The 15,288-nt window shown below is 68.0% G+C and carries 15 protein-coding genes; 8 read left to right on the top strand and 7 right to left on the bottom strand.

Features of this window, described 5'->3' with window-relative positions; translation table 11 throughout:
* Positions 1-4: 4 nt before the first annotated feature.
* The 6 genes from AC4AMJ_RS08560 to AC4AMJ_RS08535 all read right to left on the bottom strand — a co-directional run bounded on the left by AC4AMJ_RS08560 (position 5) and on the right by AC4AMJ_RS08535 (position 6,893).
* The gene (locus AC4AMJ_RS08560; RefSeq protein ID WP_489895894.1) at positions 5-1,081 is read right to left on the bottom strand and encodes a hemolysin family protein; all 1,077 of its coding nucleotides are present in this window, start codon (positions 1,079-1,081) and stop codon (positions 5-7) included.
* Positions 1,074-2,468 carry a hemolysin family protein gene (locus AC4AMJ_RS08555; protein WP_489895892.1) on the bottom strand — a complete coding sequence of 465 codons (1,395 nt, stop codon included), beginning with the start codon at positions 2,466-2,468 and terminating at the stop codon, positions 1,074-1,076. The genes AC4AMJ_RS08560 and AC4AMJ_RS08555 overlap by 8 nt, the downstream gene beginning before the upstream one ends.
* A gap of 3 nt (positions 2,469-2,471) precedes the next feature.
* Positions 2,472-3,905 carry a GMP reductase gene (gene guaB1, locus AC4AMJ_RS08550; protein ID WP_489895890.1) on the bottom strand — a complete coding sequence of 478 codons (1,434 nt, stop codon included), beginning with the start codon at positions 3,903-3,905 and terminating at the stop codon, positions 2,472-2,474.
* A 19-nt stretch (positions 3,906-3,924) separates the two neighbouring features.
* Positions 3,925-5,394 (bottom strand): NADP-dependent phosphogluconate dehydrogenase, encoded by a 1,470-nt coding sequence (gene gndA / locus AC4AMJ_RS08545; protein WP_489895888.1) that lies wholly within the window; start codon positions 5,392-5,394, stop codon positions 3,925-3,927.
* Between the two features lie 54 nt (positions 5,395-5,448).
* Positions 5,449-6,408: a M56 family metallopeptidase gene (locus AC4AMJ_RS08540; RefSeq protein ID WP_489917797.1), complete on the bottom strand. Its 960-nt coding sequence runs from the start codon at positions 6,406-6,408 to the stop codon at positions 5,449-5,451.
* A gap of 86 nt (positions 6,409-6,494) precedes the next feature.
* The gene (locus tag AC4AMJ_RS08535) at positions 6,495-6,893 is read right to left on the bottom strand and encodes a BlaI/MecI/CopY family transcriptional regulator (RefSeq protein WP_489895884.1); all 399 of its coding nucleotides are present in this window, start codon (positions 6,891-6,893) and stop codon (positions 6,495-6,497) included.
* A gap of 388 nt (positions 6,894-7,281) precedes the next feature.
* Here AC4AMJ_RS08535 and AC4AMJ_RS08530 point away from each other — a divergent pair, with 388 nt between their 5' ends.
* The 8 genes from AC4AMJ_RS08530 (at position 7,282) to AC4AMJ_RS08495 (ending at position 13,656) form a co-directional block, all read left to right on the top strand.
* On the top strand, positions 7,282-7,737 hold the full coding sequence (locus AC4AMJ_RS08530) for a PaaI family thioesterase (RefSeq protein ID WP_489917796.1): 456 nt from the start codon (positions 7,282-7,284) through the stop codon (positions 7,735-7,737).
* Positions 7,734-8,981, top strand: a complete 1,248-nt coding sequence (locus tag AC4AMJ_RS08525) for a DUF6986 family protein (protein WP_489917795.1) — start codon at positions 7,734-7,736, stop codon at positions 8,979-8,981. Before AC4AMJ_RS08530 ends, AC4AMJ_RS08525 begins: the two co-directional genes overlap by 4 nt.
* Positions 8,982-9,131: 150 nt before the next feature.
* Positions 9,132-9,434: an urease subunit gamma gene (locus tag AC4AMJ_RS08520; RefSeq protein ID WP_489895878.1), complete on the top strand. Its 303-nt coding sequence runs from the start codon at positions 9,132-9,134 to the stop codon at positions 9,432-9,434.
* Between the two features lie 20 nt (positions 9,435-9,454).
* Positions 9,455-9,784 carry an urease subunit beta gene (locus AC4AMJ_RS08515; protein ID WP_489917794.1) on the top strand — a complete coding sequence of 110 codons (330 nt, stop codon included), beginning with the start codon at positions 9,455-9,457 and terminating at the stop codon, positions 9,782-9,784.
* Entirely contained in the window at positions 9,784-11,505 is a 1,722-nt protein-coding gene (locus AC4AMJ_RS08510) for an urease subunit alpha (RefSeq protein WP_489917793.1), read from the top strand. The genes AC4AMJ_RS08515 and AC4AMJ_RS08510 overlap by 1 nt, the downstream gene beginning before the upstream one ends.
* A 28-nt stretch (positions 11,506-11,533) precedes the next feature.
* A complete protein-coding gene (locus tag AC4AMJ_RS08505) occupies positions 11,534-12,190 on the top strand; it encodes an urease accessory protein UreF (RefSeq protein WP_489895872.1) in 657 nt (218 codons plus the stop codon).
* Between the two features lie 61 nt (positions 12,191-12,251).
* Complete coding sequence (gene ureG / locus AC4AMJ_RS08500) at positions 12,252-12,938, top strand: urease accessory protein UreG (RefSeq protein ID WP_489917792.1); 687 nt, start codon at positions 12,252-12,254, stop codon at positions 12,936-12,938.
* A 4-nt stretch (positions 12,939-12,942) separates the two neighbouring features.
* Positions 12,943-13,656, top strand: a complete 714-nt coding sequence (locus tag AC4AMJ_RS08495; RefSeq protein ID WP_489917791.1) for an urease accessory protein UreD — start codon at positions 12,943-12,945, stop codon at positions 13,654-13,656.
* A gap of 8 nt (positions 13,657-13,664) precedes the next feature.
* On the opposite strand, the gene AC4AMJ_RS08490 is transcribed toward AC4AMJ_RS08495, so the two are convergent.
* Complete coding sequence (locus AC4AMJ_RS08490; protein WP_489917790.1) at positions 13,665-15,107, bottom strand: NAD(P)/FAD-dependent oxidoreductase; 1,443 nt, start codon at positions 15,105-15,107, stop codon at positions 13,665-13,667.
* Positions 15,108-15,288 lie beyond the last annotated feature (181 nt).

The following is a 15,288-nucleotide window of genomic DNA, read 5'->3' as shown; positions in this document are numbered from 1 at the left end:
GAGCTCACACCCGGTGCGTCTCGTCGCGGACGGTGCCGACGAACTCTTCGACCAGATCGGCCATCGCGACGATGCCGACGGTACGGCCGCTGTCGTCGACCACCGCTCCGAGGTGTGCGGTGGTCCGGCGCAGCGCCGCGGTCGCCTCGTCGAGTGGGGTCGTCGACGCGATGACCGGCAGGGTGCGCACCTTGTCGATACCGATGATGGTGTCGGGGCCGATCCGCTCGTCGAGGATGTCGTCGAGGATGTCCTTGAGGTGCAGGTAGCCGGTGAACGTGCCGTCGGGTCCGCGCACCGGGAAGCGGGAGAACCCGGTGTCGCTGACCGCATGTTCGACGGAGCCGAGGGTGGGGCCGGTGCCGCCTGTCGCCGCGTCGACCTCGACGGCGACACTGTGCAGCTGGTCGAGCGGGATCATCACCTCGCTCACCATCCGGCTCACCGACTGCAGGGCACGCGTCAGCCGTTCGTGTTCCTCGGCGTCGATGAGACCCTCCTGCTTCGATTCGCCGAGCATCTGCGCCAACTCGCCCGGTGACACGCTCGAGGCGAGTTCGTCCTTGGGTTCCACCCGCATCAGACGCAGCGAGATGTTGGCGAGCCAGTTGTAGAAGGCGATCAGCGGTCGGGCCAGCCGGAGGAACATGAGGTGAGCGGGGACCAGCAGCATGGCCGACCGCTCCGGCCCGGCGAGCGCGATGTTCTTCGGCACCATCTCGCCGATCAGGATGTGCAGCACCACGACCAGCGACAGCGCGATGGCGAAGGAGATCGGATGTAACAGGGCCTCCGGCACATGAGCGAGGTCCAGCGGTTTCTCGATCAGATGTGCCACCGCGGGTTCACCGACGCGGCCGAGCAGGATCGAACAGATGGTGATGCCCAGTTGCGCCCCGGCCAGCATCAGCGACAGACGTTCACTGGCCCGGATCACGGTTCGTGCGCGCTTCTTGCCGGCGTCCTCGAGTGCCTCGAGACGATCGCGGCGTGCGGAGATCAGGGAGAACTCGGCGCCGACGAAGAAGGCGTTGCCGCCCAGCAGCACGACGGTCAGCAGTACGGCCCAGACATCACTCATCCGCGGGTCCCGCCGGATCGGTGACCGGTCGCAGTGACACCACGTCGACGCGCCTGCCGTCCATCTGCGTCACGGTCGCGCGCCAGACGGTCTCCGTGCCCGGCATGGGCGTGTCCTCTTCGTCGTCGTCTCCGTCGCCGACCGACGAACGATTCGGCAGATCCACGGTGTCGCCGGCCGAGGGGATCCGGCCCAGGCAGAACATGACCAGTCCGCCGAGCGTGTCGTAGGAACCCTCCGGGGCCCGATAGCCGGTCGCCTCGAAGACCTCGTCGATGCGCAGCAGTCCGGAGCACAGGTAGCCGTCGCCGTCCTCGGCGATGTCGGCGCGTTCGTGGTCGTGCTCGTCGACGACATCACCGAGGATCTCCTCGATCAGATCCTCGGTGGTGACGATGCCGGCGGTCCCGCCGTACTCGTCGATCACCACACACAGCTCCATCCCGTCCGCGCGGATACGTTCCATCAGGGCATCGCCGTCGAGGCTCGCCGGTACCCGCGGCACGTTGCGCGCGATCGACGCGACCGTGGTGTCGGCGGCGCGTTCGGGTGCAACCGTGAATGCCTGTTTGATGTGGACGACGCCGACCAGGTCGTCGAGGTCGCCATCGACGACGACCGGAAACCGGGAATGACCGGTCCGCGACGACGCCATGACGAGGTCGCGGATGTTGTCCTCGCGGTCGAGGCATTCGACGGTCACCCGCGGCGTCATCAGATCCTCGGCGGTGAGTTCGCCGAACTTGAGCGATCGGTCGACGAGTGCGGCGGTGCCGGGGTCGATGGAGCCCTGACGGGCCGAATTCCGTACCAGCGAGACGAGTTCCTGCGGGGATCGCGCAGATCGCAACTCCTCGGCCGGTTCGATGCCCAACCGGCGGACCAGCCAGTTGGCCGAGCCGTTGAGCCCGTTGATCGCCCACCGGAACGCGGCGGAGAAGATCGTCATGACGCCGGCGGTGGCGCGGGCCACCGCGAGCGGCTTGGCGATCGCGAGGTTCTTGGGGATCAACTCGCCGAGCACCATCGACAACGACGTCGCGAGGATCAGGGCGAGTGCCAGTGACACGCCCGACGCGGCCGAATCGCTGAGGCCGAGCCCGGTCAGGGCCGGGTTGAAGATCCGCGCGAGGACCGGTTCGGCGATGTAGCCGGTGATCAGGGTGGTGATGGTGATGCCGAGCTGGGCGCCGGACAGCTGGAACGACAGGGTCGAATGCGCACGTTGGACGAGGCGGGACCGACGGTCGGCCCGGGTGGCCACGTCGTCGGAGATCGTGGACCGTTCGAGCGCGGTCAGCGAGAATTCTGCGGCGACGAAGACCGCGGTGCCCAGGGTGAGCGCGATGAAACCGATGAGGCTGGCGACGAGGAGGAGGGTCTCCACCCGTCACCACCCACCCGGCAGGGGTCGTCCTTCGGCGAATCCGGCTGCCGACTGGATGCCGAGCACGACCTTGTCATGGAGTTCGCCCAGCGTCCGGGCGCCGGTGTAGGTCGCGGTGCTGCGAACACCCGAACAGATGTGGTCGATGAGGTCCTCGACGCTGGGCCGCTCGGGATCGATGCGGATTCGCGAACTCGATATCCCTTCCTCGAACAGCGACTTGCGTGCGAGGTCGTAGGCGCTGTCGGTGGCGGACCGGGCGGCGACGGCTCGCTTGGACGCCATCCCGAAGCTCACCTTGTAACGCCCGTCCGCATCCTGTTGCAGGTCGCCGGGCGATTCGTAGGTGCCCGCGAACCACGAGCCGATCATCACGTTGGACGCACCGGCCGCGATGGCCAGCGCCACGTCGCGCGGATGCCGGACGCCACCGTCGGCCCAGACGTGTGCCCCGTGTTCACGGGCCACCGCCGAACACTCGGCGACCGCGGAGAACTGTGGCCGCCCGACACCGGTCATCATCCGCGTGGTGCACATCGCGCCCGGACCGACGCCGACCTTGATGATCGAGGCACCTGCGTTGATCAGGTCGAGGGTGCCCTGCGCGGACACGACGTTGCCTGCGGCGATGGGCACGCCGGGATCGGCGGCCGCCACCGCCTCGAGTGCCGTGAGCATCTTCTCCTGATGGCCGTGGGCGGTGTCGATCACGAGTAGATCTGCACCCGCGGCGGCCAGCGCCTTGGCCTTGCCGACGACGTCGCCGTTGATACCGACGGCGGTCGCGATGCGCAACCGGTTGTCGGCGTCGGTGTTCGGGCGATAGATACCCTGCCGCAGCGCGCCGAGGCGTGTCACCACCCCGGCCAGCCGCCCGGTGTCGTCGACCAGCACGGCCAGACCGAGATGCAGGTCACCCAGGGCGTCGAAGACCTCGCGGGGTGCGGTGTCGGCCGGCAGCGTGACGATGTCGGGATCGAGGACATCGCGCACCCGGGCGAAACGATCGACGTCGCGGCAGCGCTTCTCGGTCACGACGCCGATCGGACGGCCGTCGTCGACGACGACGGCCGCACCGTGCGCACGCTTGGGTATCAGCGCCAGCGCGTCCGACACGGAGTCCTCGGCGGTCAGCGTCACCGGGGTGTCGGCGACGAGGTGCCGTGTCTTGACGTAGTCGATCGACGCGGCGACCGCCGAGATCGGCAGGTCCTGGGGCAGAACGACCAATCCGCCCCGTCGTGCCACCGTCTCGGCCATGCGTTTGCCCGCGACGGCGGTCATGTTGGCCACCACGATCGGGATCGTCGTGCCGCTACCGTCACTCGTGGACATGTCGACGTCGAATCGCGAGGCGACATCCGACCGGTTCGGCACGATGAACAGGTCGTCGTAGGTCAGATCGTGGGTGGGCGCATGGCCTTCCAGGAATTGCACGATGTTTCGAGCGCTCCTCTCACGCAGTCACTTCGGACCGGTCGTCACTCCACAATGTGTGGAAGGTGCCCGGCTTGTCGATGCGCTGATAGGTGTGCGCGCCGAAGAAGTCGCGCAGTCCCTGGGTGAGGGCGGCGGGGAGCCGCTCGCTGCGCAGCGCGTCATAGTAGGCGAGTGACGATGCGAACGCGGGAACCGGGATGCCCATCGTGGTGGCCGTCGCGACCACTCGCCGCCAGCTGTCCACCGCGTCCTCGACGGCGCTGCGGAAGTACGGGGCGAGCAGCAGGCTCGGCAGGTCCGGGTTCTCGGCATAGGCGTCCCGGATGCGATTGAGGAACTTGGCCCGGATGATGCAGCCGCCCCGCCAGATGGTGGCGAGGTCACCGGGGTGGACGTCCCAGTCGTACTCGGCGCTGCCGGCGGCGATCTGGTCGAAGCCCTGGGCGTAGGCGACCACCTTGGACGCGTAGAGCGCCTTGTTGATGTCGTCGATGAAGGTCTTCTTGTCGGTGGGCGCGGCCGCGAGGGTGCCCGACTCGAGACCTTGCGCCTGCTTGCGCTGATCGGTGGCGCTGGACAGTGCCCGCGCGAACACGGCCTCCGCGATACCGGTTGTCGGGATACCCAGGTCCAAGGCCGATTTCACGGTCCAGCGGCCGGTGCCCTTCTGGCCCGCGGCGTCGACGATCACATCGACGAGCGGCTTGCCGGTCTCGGCGTCGACCTGGGAGAGCACCTCTGCGGTGATCTCGACCAGGTAGCTGTCGAGGTCGCCGGAGTTCCACTCGCGGAACACGTCGGCGATCTCCGAGACGGGCAGGTCCAGGGCCTTGCGCATGAGGTCGTAGGCCTCGCCGATGAGCTGCATGTCGGCATACTCGATGCCGTTGTGGACCATCTTCACGAAGTGTCCCGAACCGTCCGGGCCGATGTGGGTGCAGCACGGTTCACCGTCGACGTGCGCGGAGATCTGCTCCAGCAGCGGGCCGAGCGACTCGTAGGACTCCTTGGGCCCGCCCGGCATGATCGACGGACCGTTCAGAGCGCCCTCCTCACCACCGGAGATACCTGCGCCGACGAAGTTGAGTCCGCGCTTGGACATCGCGGCCTCGCGGCGGATGGTGTCGGTGTACAGCGAGTTCCCGCCGTCGATGATGATGTCGCCGTCCTCCATGAGGTCGGCGAGTTCCTCGATCACCGCATCGGTCGGGTCACCGGCCTTCACCATGATCAGGACCCGCCGCGGTCGCTCGAGCGCGGCGACGAACTCCGCCATCGATTCGGTGCGGATGAAGGAACCGTCCCCGCCGTGCTTCTCGAGCAGCGCGTCGGTCTTGGCGATGCTCCGGTTGTGCAGGGCGACCGTGTAGCCGTTGCGGGCGAAGTTGCGGGCAATGTTCGAACCCATGACGGCGAGGCCGGTCACGCCGATCTGGGCCTTTGTCGGGTCGGTGGAAGCAGAGCCGGATGAGGCGGGAGTGGTCATGGCACCAAGCCTATTGTGTGGACGATCGCCCCACGACCCGGAGGGTGGCGCGACTCATGTCGCCGAGATCAGTCGACTGAGTTCGGTCAGCCACGGAATCGCCACCGCCAGCGTCGGGACGACGAGGATCGCGGCGGCGGCGGCATAGGCGGTCAGCGCGATCACGCGGGTGGGCTGCTCGTCGCGGAGTCGGTGGATCCGGGCCAGCGTCGTTGGTCCGCCGACCGCCATCGCGCCGCGGGGGGCGACCGCGTCGGCACATGCGACGAGCGCGCGACCCAGCGTCGTCGGGGCCGTCGCCCGGACGGCCTGATCGTCGGCGAGGGCTTCGACCAGAAGTTCGACGGCCCCGAGCGCCGAGCGGCTCCGGACGAACCGGGGGAAAGCCTCGTGCAGCGCGATGAACGCCTCGAGGACGAGGTCATGACGCGCCCGGAGATGAGCACGTTCATGCGTCAGTACGGCGGTCAGTTCCTCCCGGGAGAGGCGGGCGACGACGCCTTCGCTGATGACCACGCGCTGCCGCAGGCCGGGCAGGCAATAGGCGAGGGGTTGCTCGACGTCGATCATGCGGACGTCGCTGGCGAACAGCGGGTGCGACCTGTCACTCGTCGCGCTGCGATCGCAGCGATCGAGGATGTCGATGAGCTGTCGGTGGGCGTAGCGGCGGGCCCTGGTGCGGACACCCACGCGGATCACGGTGTACATGAGGCGCGCGCCGACCATGAGCGTGAGCGCGAACACACCGACCAGGGTGAGCCACATCGGCAGACCGAGTCGCTCGATCTCGTGCAGCGGGTTGGTGGTGGGAGCGCCGTCCTCACCAGGTGCGAGCAGGTTCGACGCGATGGCGAGGCCACAACTGAACGCGGACAGCACGCCGGCAAGAGCTATCGCCTGCCACAACGTCATCGCCGCCCGAGGTGCCTTGACCGGCCAGGACGCGCGGGACAACGACTCCGCGGCAGGGCCGACCAGCGCCAAGGTCAGGATGCCGAAGAAGAGCGCGGTCATCGAAAACGTCCTTGAGTGGGCTGTCTGGTATCGCTGCTGATGGTGGGGTGATCTGGTTCTGTGTGGAACTTGTCGTGGGGCCGAATCTAGCTTGTCTCGTGCGTCCCGCGGGCCGCTTCGAGCTCATCGAGCGCGTGACGCAGAGCCGCGGCCTCGTCGGCACCGACCCGCCCGACGAACGAGACGAGCGCAGCATGCCGCGATCCCGGCGCCTCGGCTTCACTCAGGGCATCGACCATGAGGCTGGCCACGAGGTCCTCGCGAGGGTGGGTGGGCACGTACTTGTGAGCGCGGTCGTCACGGATCTGGGTGACCAGATTCTTCTTCGCGAGCCGCTGCAGCACCGTCATGACGGTGGTGTAGGCCAGCGAACGGTCATGTGACAGCGTTTCGTGGACCTGTCGCACCGTCTGCGGCGTCGAACTCGCCCACAAGGTGTCCATGACAGCGCGTTCGAGGTCGCCCAGCCCATTCATTCTTCGCATTTTACTTCTGCTTCTCCTACCCGTGCATGCCGACCGTCGTTACGTCGCCGACCGGTTCCGCTTCGCCTGCGCCACGGCTTGACAATATTGGTAAGGCTACCCTACGTTGATGGCACGTCGGACCGCGCGAGAGTCCTGAGGGCTGCAGAGACCCCCGGTCCACGACGGATGTGCCCCACGCTTCCTCAACGAGGCGTGGGGCACATCCGTTCCCGGACCCCGTTTCGGGCCGAGCCCAGCTCGGTTCCTCCTCCGGGCGTCGTCACTTCCTCCACATGTTTGTGGAGAGTTTGGTGATACCCGGGGGAGGAACCCGGCAGCCCGCCGGCAGACCGGGTCCCGCCACCTGAACACGCCCCCGTCGCGCTTCCGTGACAATCTCATGGGTATGAGCGTGGACAGTGAACAGATGATCAAGGACACCTTCGAACGCGGGTTCGACACCTCACTCGGGCTCCGACTCACCGACGTCGGGCCGGACGGGGTGACCGCGTCGCTCGAACTGTCCGAGAAGCATCACCAGCCCTTCGGCATCGTGCACGGCGGTGTCTACTGCGCGGTGGCCGAGAGCGTCGCCAGTTGCAGCGCCTTCACCTGGCTGCAGACGACCGGGATCGGCGGCACCGCGGTGGGCGTCAACAACAACACCGACTTCATCAAGTCGGTCAGTTCGGGCACGGTGACGGTCGCCGCGACACCGATTCACCGTGGACGTCGGCAGCAACTGTGGCGTGTCACTATGACCGACGATCAGGGTCGTCTGGTCGCCGCGTCTCAGGTGCGGCTGCAGAACATCGAACTTCCCGAGGGGGTCGAGGTACCGACCTTCCCTCCCGCTCCATGACGGGCGGCACGCTCTCGGCCAGGGAACGGGCAGAGCTGGAAGCGATCCTGCGTCCCGTCGACGCCGACCTGGCCGCGGGGTATCCGGGAGACCGCGCTTCCGCGCAGCCTGCGCACACCGTCTACGTGAGTGCGGCCGATGTCGAGTCCGCCACGCCCACCGTGTGGGGCGAGGCCGCCGGCGTGCTGGCGACCTCGACGCTCGACCTGCTCACCGAACTGTCCCCAGATGGCTCCGAGGTGGTGGGGCTGGCCCGAAAGCGGCTGCAGGACAACCCTATCGAGGATCTGCGCATCGACCTCGAGGACGGCTACGGCTGGCGCGACGACGCCACCGAGGATGCGCACGCACGACGCGCGGGTGAGATCCTCGCCGGATGGACGCAGATGCGACCGCATGCGCCGCGCAGCGCCGGGGTGCGGGCGAAAGGCCTGGGGGAGCGTGAACGCGCCCGCGGCCTGCGCTCGCTGGAACTGGTTCTGGAGGCTGCCGGCGGTGTCCCGGACGGATTCGTGTTCACGGTGCCCAAGTTGCGAGACCCACGGCAGGTCGACGCGGTCAACCACCTGTGTGCGGCATTCGAACGCGCCCATGGCCTCCCCGACGGTCAGCTGCGCTATGAGCTGCAGGTCGAGATCCCCCAGGCGGTGCTCGGGCCCGACGGTCGGGCGACCGTCGCCGAGGCGATCCACCGCGGCACGCCCCGTCTGACCGGCTTGCACTACGGAACCTACGACTACAGTGCCGCCTGCGGGATCGTGTCGGCGCAGCAGTCCTTGACACACCCCGTCGCCGACCATGCGAAATCGGTGATGCAGGCCGCGGCCGCACAGACCGGCGTCTGGATCAGCGATGGATCCACCCAGGTCGTGCCGTCAGGCTCGCCGGAGCAGATCGACTCGGCCCTGCGGCGGCACCACGGGCTGGTGGTGCGTTCGCTCGAGCGCGGGATCTACCAGGGTTGGGACATGCATCCGGGCCATCTGGTGACCCGCTGGCTTGCCGTGATCGGATTCTTCCGGTCGGCGATGCCGACCGCGGCGCAGCGGCTGCAATCGTATTTCGATCGACAGTCCGGCGATGTCGTCGACGAGCCCGCGACGGCCCTGTCGCTGGCCCTGGTCCTCGAGCGCGGCGCGGCCGCCGGAGCGTTCGGTATCGACGAAGTCGTCGCGATCGCACCACTGTGCACACCGGTGCGGCTGGCGGAACTGCGCGCGAGCGGCGGCGGTCTGCCGACCTGACCGTGGTTGCGGGCCGGGAGTGTCGCTCGTCGAGCCGCGGCGTGGGTTGCGTGGCAGGATGTCATCTACGACAGCGCCGGGTCACGCCGTGTCGCTGTCCCGGGTGGATTCGGGTCGTGGACCGGATCCGTGTCGCTAGGAGAGGATCTGGTGCGTCTGTCGCCGCATGAGCAGGAGCGACTGCTCATCTCTTACGCCGCCGAGTTGGCACGTCGCCGCCAGGGTCGGGGTCTGAAACTCAATCACCCGGAGGCGGTCGCGATCATCACCGATCACGTCCTCGAGGGCGCCCGTGACGGCCGCACCGTCGCCGAGCTGATGACCTCGGGACGCGAGGTCCTCACGCGCGACGAGGTGATGGACGGCATCCCGGAGATGCTGCACGACGTGCAGGTCGAGGCCACCTTCCCGGACGGGACCAAGCTGGTCACCGTGCACAATCCGATCGATTAGCCCGGCGAGAGGCCCTGCAGATGTCGCGAACACAGTCGTCGGTCGTGCCCGGCGAGGTCCTGCCCGCCGAGGGCACCATCGAACTCAACGAGGGTGCCGAGGTCGTCACGCTCGCCGTCGTCAACACCGGGGACCGTCCGGTGCAGGTCGGTAGCCACGTCCACTTCCCACAGGCCAACGCCGCGTTGGATTTCGACCGTGCGGCTGCTCGCGGGCGCCGGCTCGACATCCCGGCCGGCACCGCCGTCCGATTCGAGCCGGGTATCGAGATGTCGGTCTCCCTCGTCCCGCTCGGCGGCACCCGCGAGGTCCACGGTATCTCGCTCGACGCACCAGGGGTGATCGACTGATGGCAACTCTCGGGCGCGACCGTTATGCGCAACTCTTCGGCCCCACCACCGGTGACCGTATTCGTCTGGCGGACACCGATCTGCTGATCGAGGTCACCGAAGATCGTTGCGGAGGGCCGGGTCTCGCCGGCGACGAGGCTGTCTTCGGAGGCGGCAAGGTCATCCGAGAGTCGATGGGCCAGAGCCGCGCGACGCGTGCGCAGGGGGCGCCGGACACGGTGATCACCGGTGTGGTCGTCCTCGACCACTGGGGGATCATCAAGGCCGACATCGGCATTCGGGACGGCCGAATCACCGCGATGGGCAAGGCGGGCAACCCGGACACCATGGACGGGGTCCATCCCGACCTCGTGATCGGCCCATCCACCGAGATCATCGCCGGCAACGGCAAGATCCTGACGGCCGGCGGAATCGACTGCCACGTCCACTTCATCTGCCCGCAGATCATGGACGAGGCGCTGGGCAACGGCATCACCACACTCATCGGCGGCGGCACCGGTCCGGCCGAGGGGAGCAAGGCCACCACGGTCACCCCCGGTGCCTGGCACCTGGCCTCCATCCTCGCCGCCACCGACCACTGGCCGATGAACATCGCCCTCCTCGGCAAGGGCAACACCGTCTCGGCCGAGGCCATGCACGAGCAGATCGTCGCCGGTGCATCGGGTTTCAAACTCCACGAGGACTGGGGCAGCACCCCGGCCGCGATCGACGCGTGCCTGCGGGTGGCCGACGAGACCGGCGTCCAGGTGGCGCTGCACTCGGACACCCTGAACGAGGCGGGCTTCGTCGAGCAGACCATCGGAGCCATCGCCGGACGCAGCATCCACGCCTACCACACCGAAGGCGCGGGTGGCGGCCACGCACCCGACATCATCACCGTCGCATCGCATCCCAACGTGCTGCCGAGTTCCACCAACCCGACCCGGCCGCACACCGTCAACACGCTCGACGAGCATCTCGACATGCTGATGGTGTGCCACCACCTCAATCCGACCGTTCCCGAGGACCTGGCGTTCGCGGAGAGCCGGATCCGGCCGTCCACGATCGCGGCCGAGGATCTGCTGCACGATCTCGGCGCGATCTCGATGATCGGTTCGGACTCCCAGGCGATGGGCCGGATCGGCGAGGTGGTGCTGCGTACCTGGCAGACCGCGCACGTGATGAAGACCAAACGCGGTGCACTGCCCGGGGACGGTGCCGCGGACAACAACCGGGCGCGTCGCTACATCGCGAAGTACACGATCTGCCCGGCCATCGCCCACGGTTTCGATCACGAGATCGGCTCAATCGAGACCGGCAAACTCGCCGACCTCGTCCTGTGGGACCCCGCATATTTCGGTGTGCGGCCCGACCTGGTCATCAAGGGCGGGGCCATCGCCTGGGCGGCGATGGGTGACGCGAACGCGAGCATCCCGACGCCGCAACCGGTGTTGCCACGTCCGATGTTCGGTGCGGCGCCGAAGACCGCCGCCGCGACGTCGGTGAGTTTCGTCGCCCAGGGCGGACTCGACGCAGGACTCGACGAGACGCTCGGACTCGACCGTCGGCTCGTCGCGGTCCGCGACACCCGCGGCATCGGTAAGGCCGACATGCCCAACAACTCTGCGACCCCGGTTATCTTGGTGGAACCCGACACGTTCACAGTGCGCGTCGACGGCGAGATCTGGGACAGCGAGCCGGTCTCGGAACTGCCGATGGCGCAACGGTATTTCCTCTTCTGAGGTACGTGTCGAGAAGTTGGTCGAACCCATGGACCCCGCACCCGAATCCCGGTCGCAGTTGGCGATGATGCTGACCTTGGCCGACTCCCGCCTGCCGGTCGGCGGTCATGTCCACTCCGGCGGGGTCGAGCAGGCCATCGCCGACCGCGTGGTCACCGACGCCGGCAGTCTGGCCGAGTTCCTGCACCGACGTGTCGCGACCACCGGGCTGGTGGCCGCGTCGATCGCGGCTGCGGTCGCCGACGACACCCTGCAGGTTCCGGCTGCGCAACGGGAGACCGATGCGCGCACACCGTCGGCCGCGGCACGGCGGGCGTCGCTGGCACAGGGGAGGGGCATGCTGCGGCTCGCCCGCCGCATGTGGCCGGATGTCGACTGGTCCGAACACGCCCCGCAGACACACCAGCCGGTCATCGTCGGTGCGGTCGGTCGGGTGTGCCGCCTGTCCGGGTTCCACACGGCGTTGATCCTCGCCTACACGACCATGAGTGGGGCGGCGACCGCAGGTCAGCGGCTACTGGCCCTCGATCCCGCCGACGTCGCCGTCGTCATCGCCGACCTCGGTGTCGACTGCGAACGTGTCGCCGCGGCGGCGGCAGTGGAACTCGCCGACCTGTCCGACCCGACGTTCGACGTCTTCGCCGAACGTCACGAGCGCCGCGACATGCCTTTGTTCATGTCCTGACGCGGGGCGCCGATGGTGGCGCCCACTCTGAGGAAAATGCACCCGAATCCGAGAGGACGACATGTCCCCGCATCTCATCGACGGACAACCCCACGGCCACGACCACGGCCGACCGCGCCGGCGCCGCGAACCCGGTGAGGCCCTGCGCATCGGTGTCGGCGGTCCCGTCGGCTCGGGCAAGACCGCACTCGTGGCCGCGTTGTGCCGGCAGCTGCGCGACGAACTCTCCGTCGCGGTGCTGACCAACGACATCTACACGACCGAGGACGCCGACTTCCTCCGACGGAACGCGGTGCTGCCCGACGAGCGGATCACCGCCGTGCAGACCGGCGGGTGCCCGCACACCGCGATCCGCGATGACATCACCGCCAATCTCGACGCCATCGACGATCTCGTCGCGGCCAACCCGCCGCTGGACCTGATCCTGGTCGAGTCGGGGGGTGACAACCTCACCGCGACGTTCTCCACCGGGCTGATCGACGTCCAGATCTTCGTGATCGACGTCGCAGGCGGGGACAAGGTGCCGCGCAAGGGGGGGCCCGGTGTGACCTACTCGGATCTGCTGGTGATCAACAAGACGGACCTGGCGGAGCGGGTGCACGCCGACCTCGACGTCATGCGCCGTGACGCCGAGCGGGTTCGCGAGGGACGTCCGACGGCGATGATCTCCCTGAACGACGATCCGACGGCCACCGACGTGCTCGCCTGGGTGCGTACTCAGCTGGCCGAGATCTCGGTGGCCGGCTGACCCGGTGCGCACCGAGATCGAGATCGTGGCGGCCGTCGGTCGCTCGCCGCGCGTGCGAGCGATCGGCGGCCTCGCCGCGCGCCAGACCGGCGCCGACACCGTCCACCTGATCAGCACCGCCGCCACGCCCCTGGGCGGGGACACGATCGACGTCCGTGTGATCGTCGAACCCGGTGCGACCCTGCACCTCAAGACCGTGGCCGCGACACTCGCCCTGCCGTCGCGGCAACGGATCGACTCGCGAATGGACTGGACCATCGAGGTCGCCGCCGGTGCGCGCCTCCACGTCGATCCGCAACCCACGGTGGTGGCCGGTGGCGCAGCACACCACACGTCGACGCGAGTGCGCTGCGACCGGACCGGCACCGTGATCATCGCCGAACACGCCCAACTGGGCAGATCCGAGGAGTCGGCCGAGCACATCGCGCGGGCCCGCTGGCAGGGCCAGCTGCACCTCGATGTCGATGGATCGCCCGTCCTGCGTCATCGGCTCGGTCTGGGCGGGCGCGCGAGCACCGGCCACCGCGCCGTCAGCAGCATTCTGCGCTACCCCGACGCCCGCCCGGCCGAGGTGTCGTCGACGGCGTATGCCTCCCGGCTGGAACTCGCCCGCCCCGAGGGAATCGCCGGGGCCACGCTCACCACGGCGCTCGCCGACTCCACGCACGCCGCTCGCGTGCTGTGTGACGATCTGGAGCTGGCCACGACGCCCGGCTGAGACGTCGCTCAGCTGGCCTCGGCTTCGGCCTTCTCGCCGTCCGACGGTGGGGAGTCGCCTTGGGCGACCTGTGCCACGACCTCGGGGGCCGGCTTGTTCTCCAATTCGGACAGAGCGCCGAGCGCGGTCCGCGCGTAGACCTGCTGCTCGGTGACCGCCAGCTGTGTGCGGCCACGCGTGGTGAACGCGAAGAACCAGTTCATCAGGGTGTTGAGACGGTTGCGGAACCCGACGATGTACACCAGGTGCAACGCCAGCCAGCCCAGCCACGCGAAGTAGCCCTCGGTCTCGAACTTCTTCTTGAAGCCCGGGATCGGCACCTGCATGACCGCACTGAACCGCGAGATCGTGGCCATCGATCCCTTGTCGTGATAGTGGAACGGTTTGCGCTGTTCCTGGGTCTGCCCGTGTAGACCGGCCTTGATGGCGTCCGCCGCATAGCGGCCACCCTGGATCGCGCCCTGGGCGACGCCGGGCACCCCGTCGACGGCCATCATGTCGCCGACGACGAACACGTAGGGATTGCCCGGGATGGTCAGATCCGGCAGCACCTTCACGCGACCGGCGCGATCGAGTTCCACCCCGGACTGTTCGGCGAGCTGCTTGCCCAGCGGGCTCGCCTGGACACCGGCGGACCACACCTTGCACTGGGATTCGATCCGGCGGGTGCTGCCGTCGGAATCCTTGACCACCAACCCGTCGTAATCGAGATCGACGACCATGGCGTTCAGCTGGATCTCGACCCCCATGCCCTCCAACCGCTTGGCGGCCTTCGAGCCCAGCTTGGGGCCGAACGGCGGCAACACGGCAGGTGCGGCGTCGAGCAGGATGACCCGGGCCTCGGTCGGATCGATGTTGCGGAAGGTGCCCTTGAGCGTCTTGTCGCTCATCTCGGCGATCTGGCCGGCCAGTTCGACACCGGTCGGGCCGGCACCCACGACGACGAAGGTGAGCAGCTTGGCCCGCTCCTCGGGGTCGTCGGAGAGTTCGGCCTGCTCGAATGCGCCGAGGATGCGACCACGCAGCTCGAGCGCATGGTCGATGGTCTTCATGCCGGGTGCGTATTCGGCGAAGTGATCGTTGCCGAAGTAGGACTGGTCGGCGCCTGCCGCGATGACGAGGCTGTCGTACGGGGTGACCGTGACCCGTTCGAGCAGTCGCGACGTCACCTTCTTGCCCTCGAGATCGATGTCGAACACATCGCCGAGCAGGACCTTCGCGTTCTTCTGTTTGCGCAGCACGATCCGGGTCGCCGGCGCGATCTCGCCTTCGGCGATGATGCCCGTCGCCACCTGGTACAGCATCGGCTGGAACAGATGGTGGGTCGTCTTCGCGATCAGGGTGACGTCGACATCGGATTTGGCCAGGCGCTGTGCCGCGAAGAGTCCGCCGAAACCGGATCCGACGATGACGACATGAGGGCGCGATGTGGTCGGAGTGGGGCTGCTCATCTGAAGAACATCTCCTGTCGTGGGAGGGGGCTGCGGGCCTCGCACCACTCACGGTAGTCAATCAACGACGAAACCTCCGGACGAGGGACCCCACCCGGGTTTCCCACCGCCGGATCTGTCCGAATCCGCCGGCCACTGAAAACCGCCCACGTCCGGCCCGACGTCGGCGATTCGCCGCCGT

Source organism: Gordonia sp. LMA484, assembly GCF_058129505.1.
This window is presented reverse-complemented; position numbering and strand designations above follow the sequence as displayed.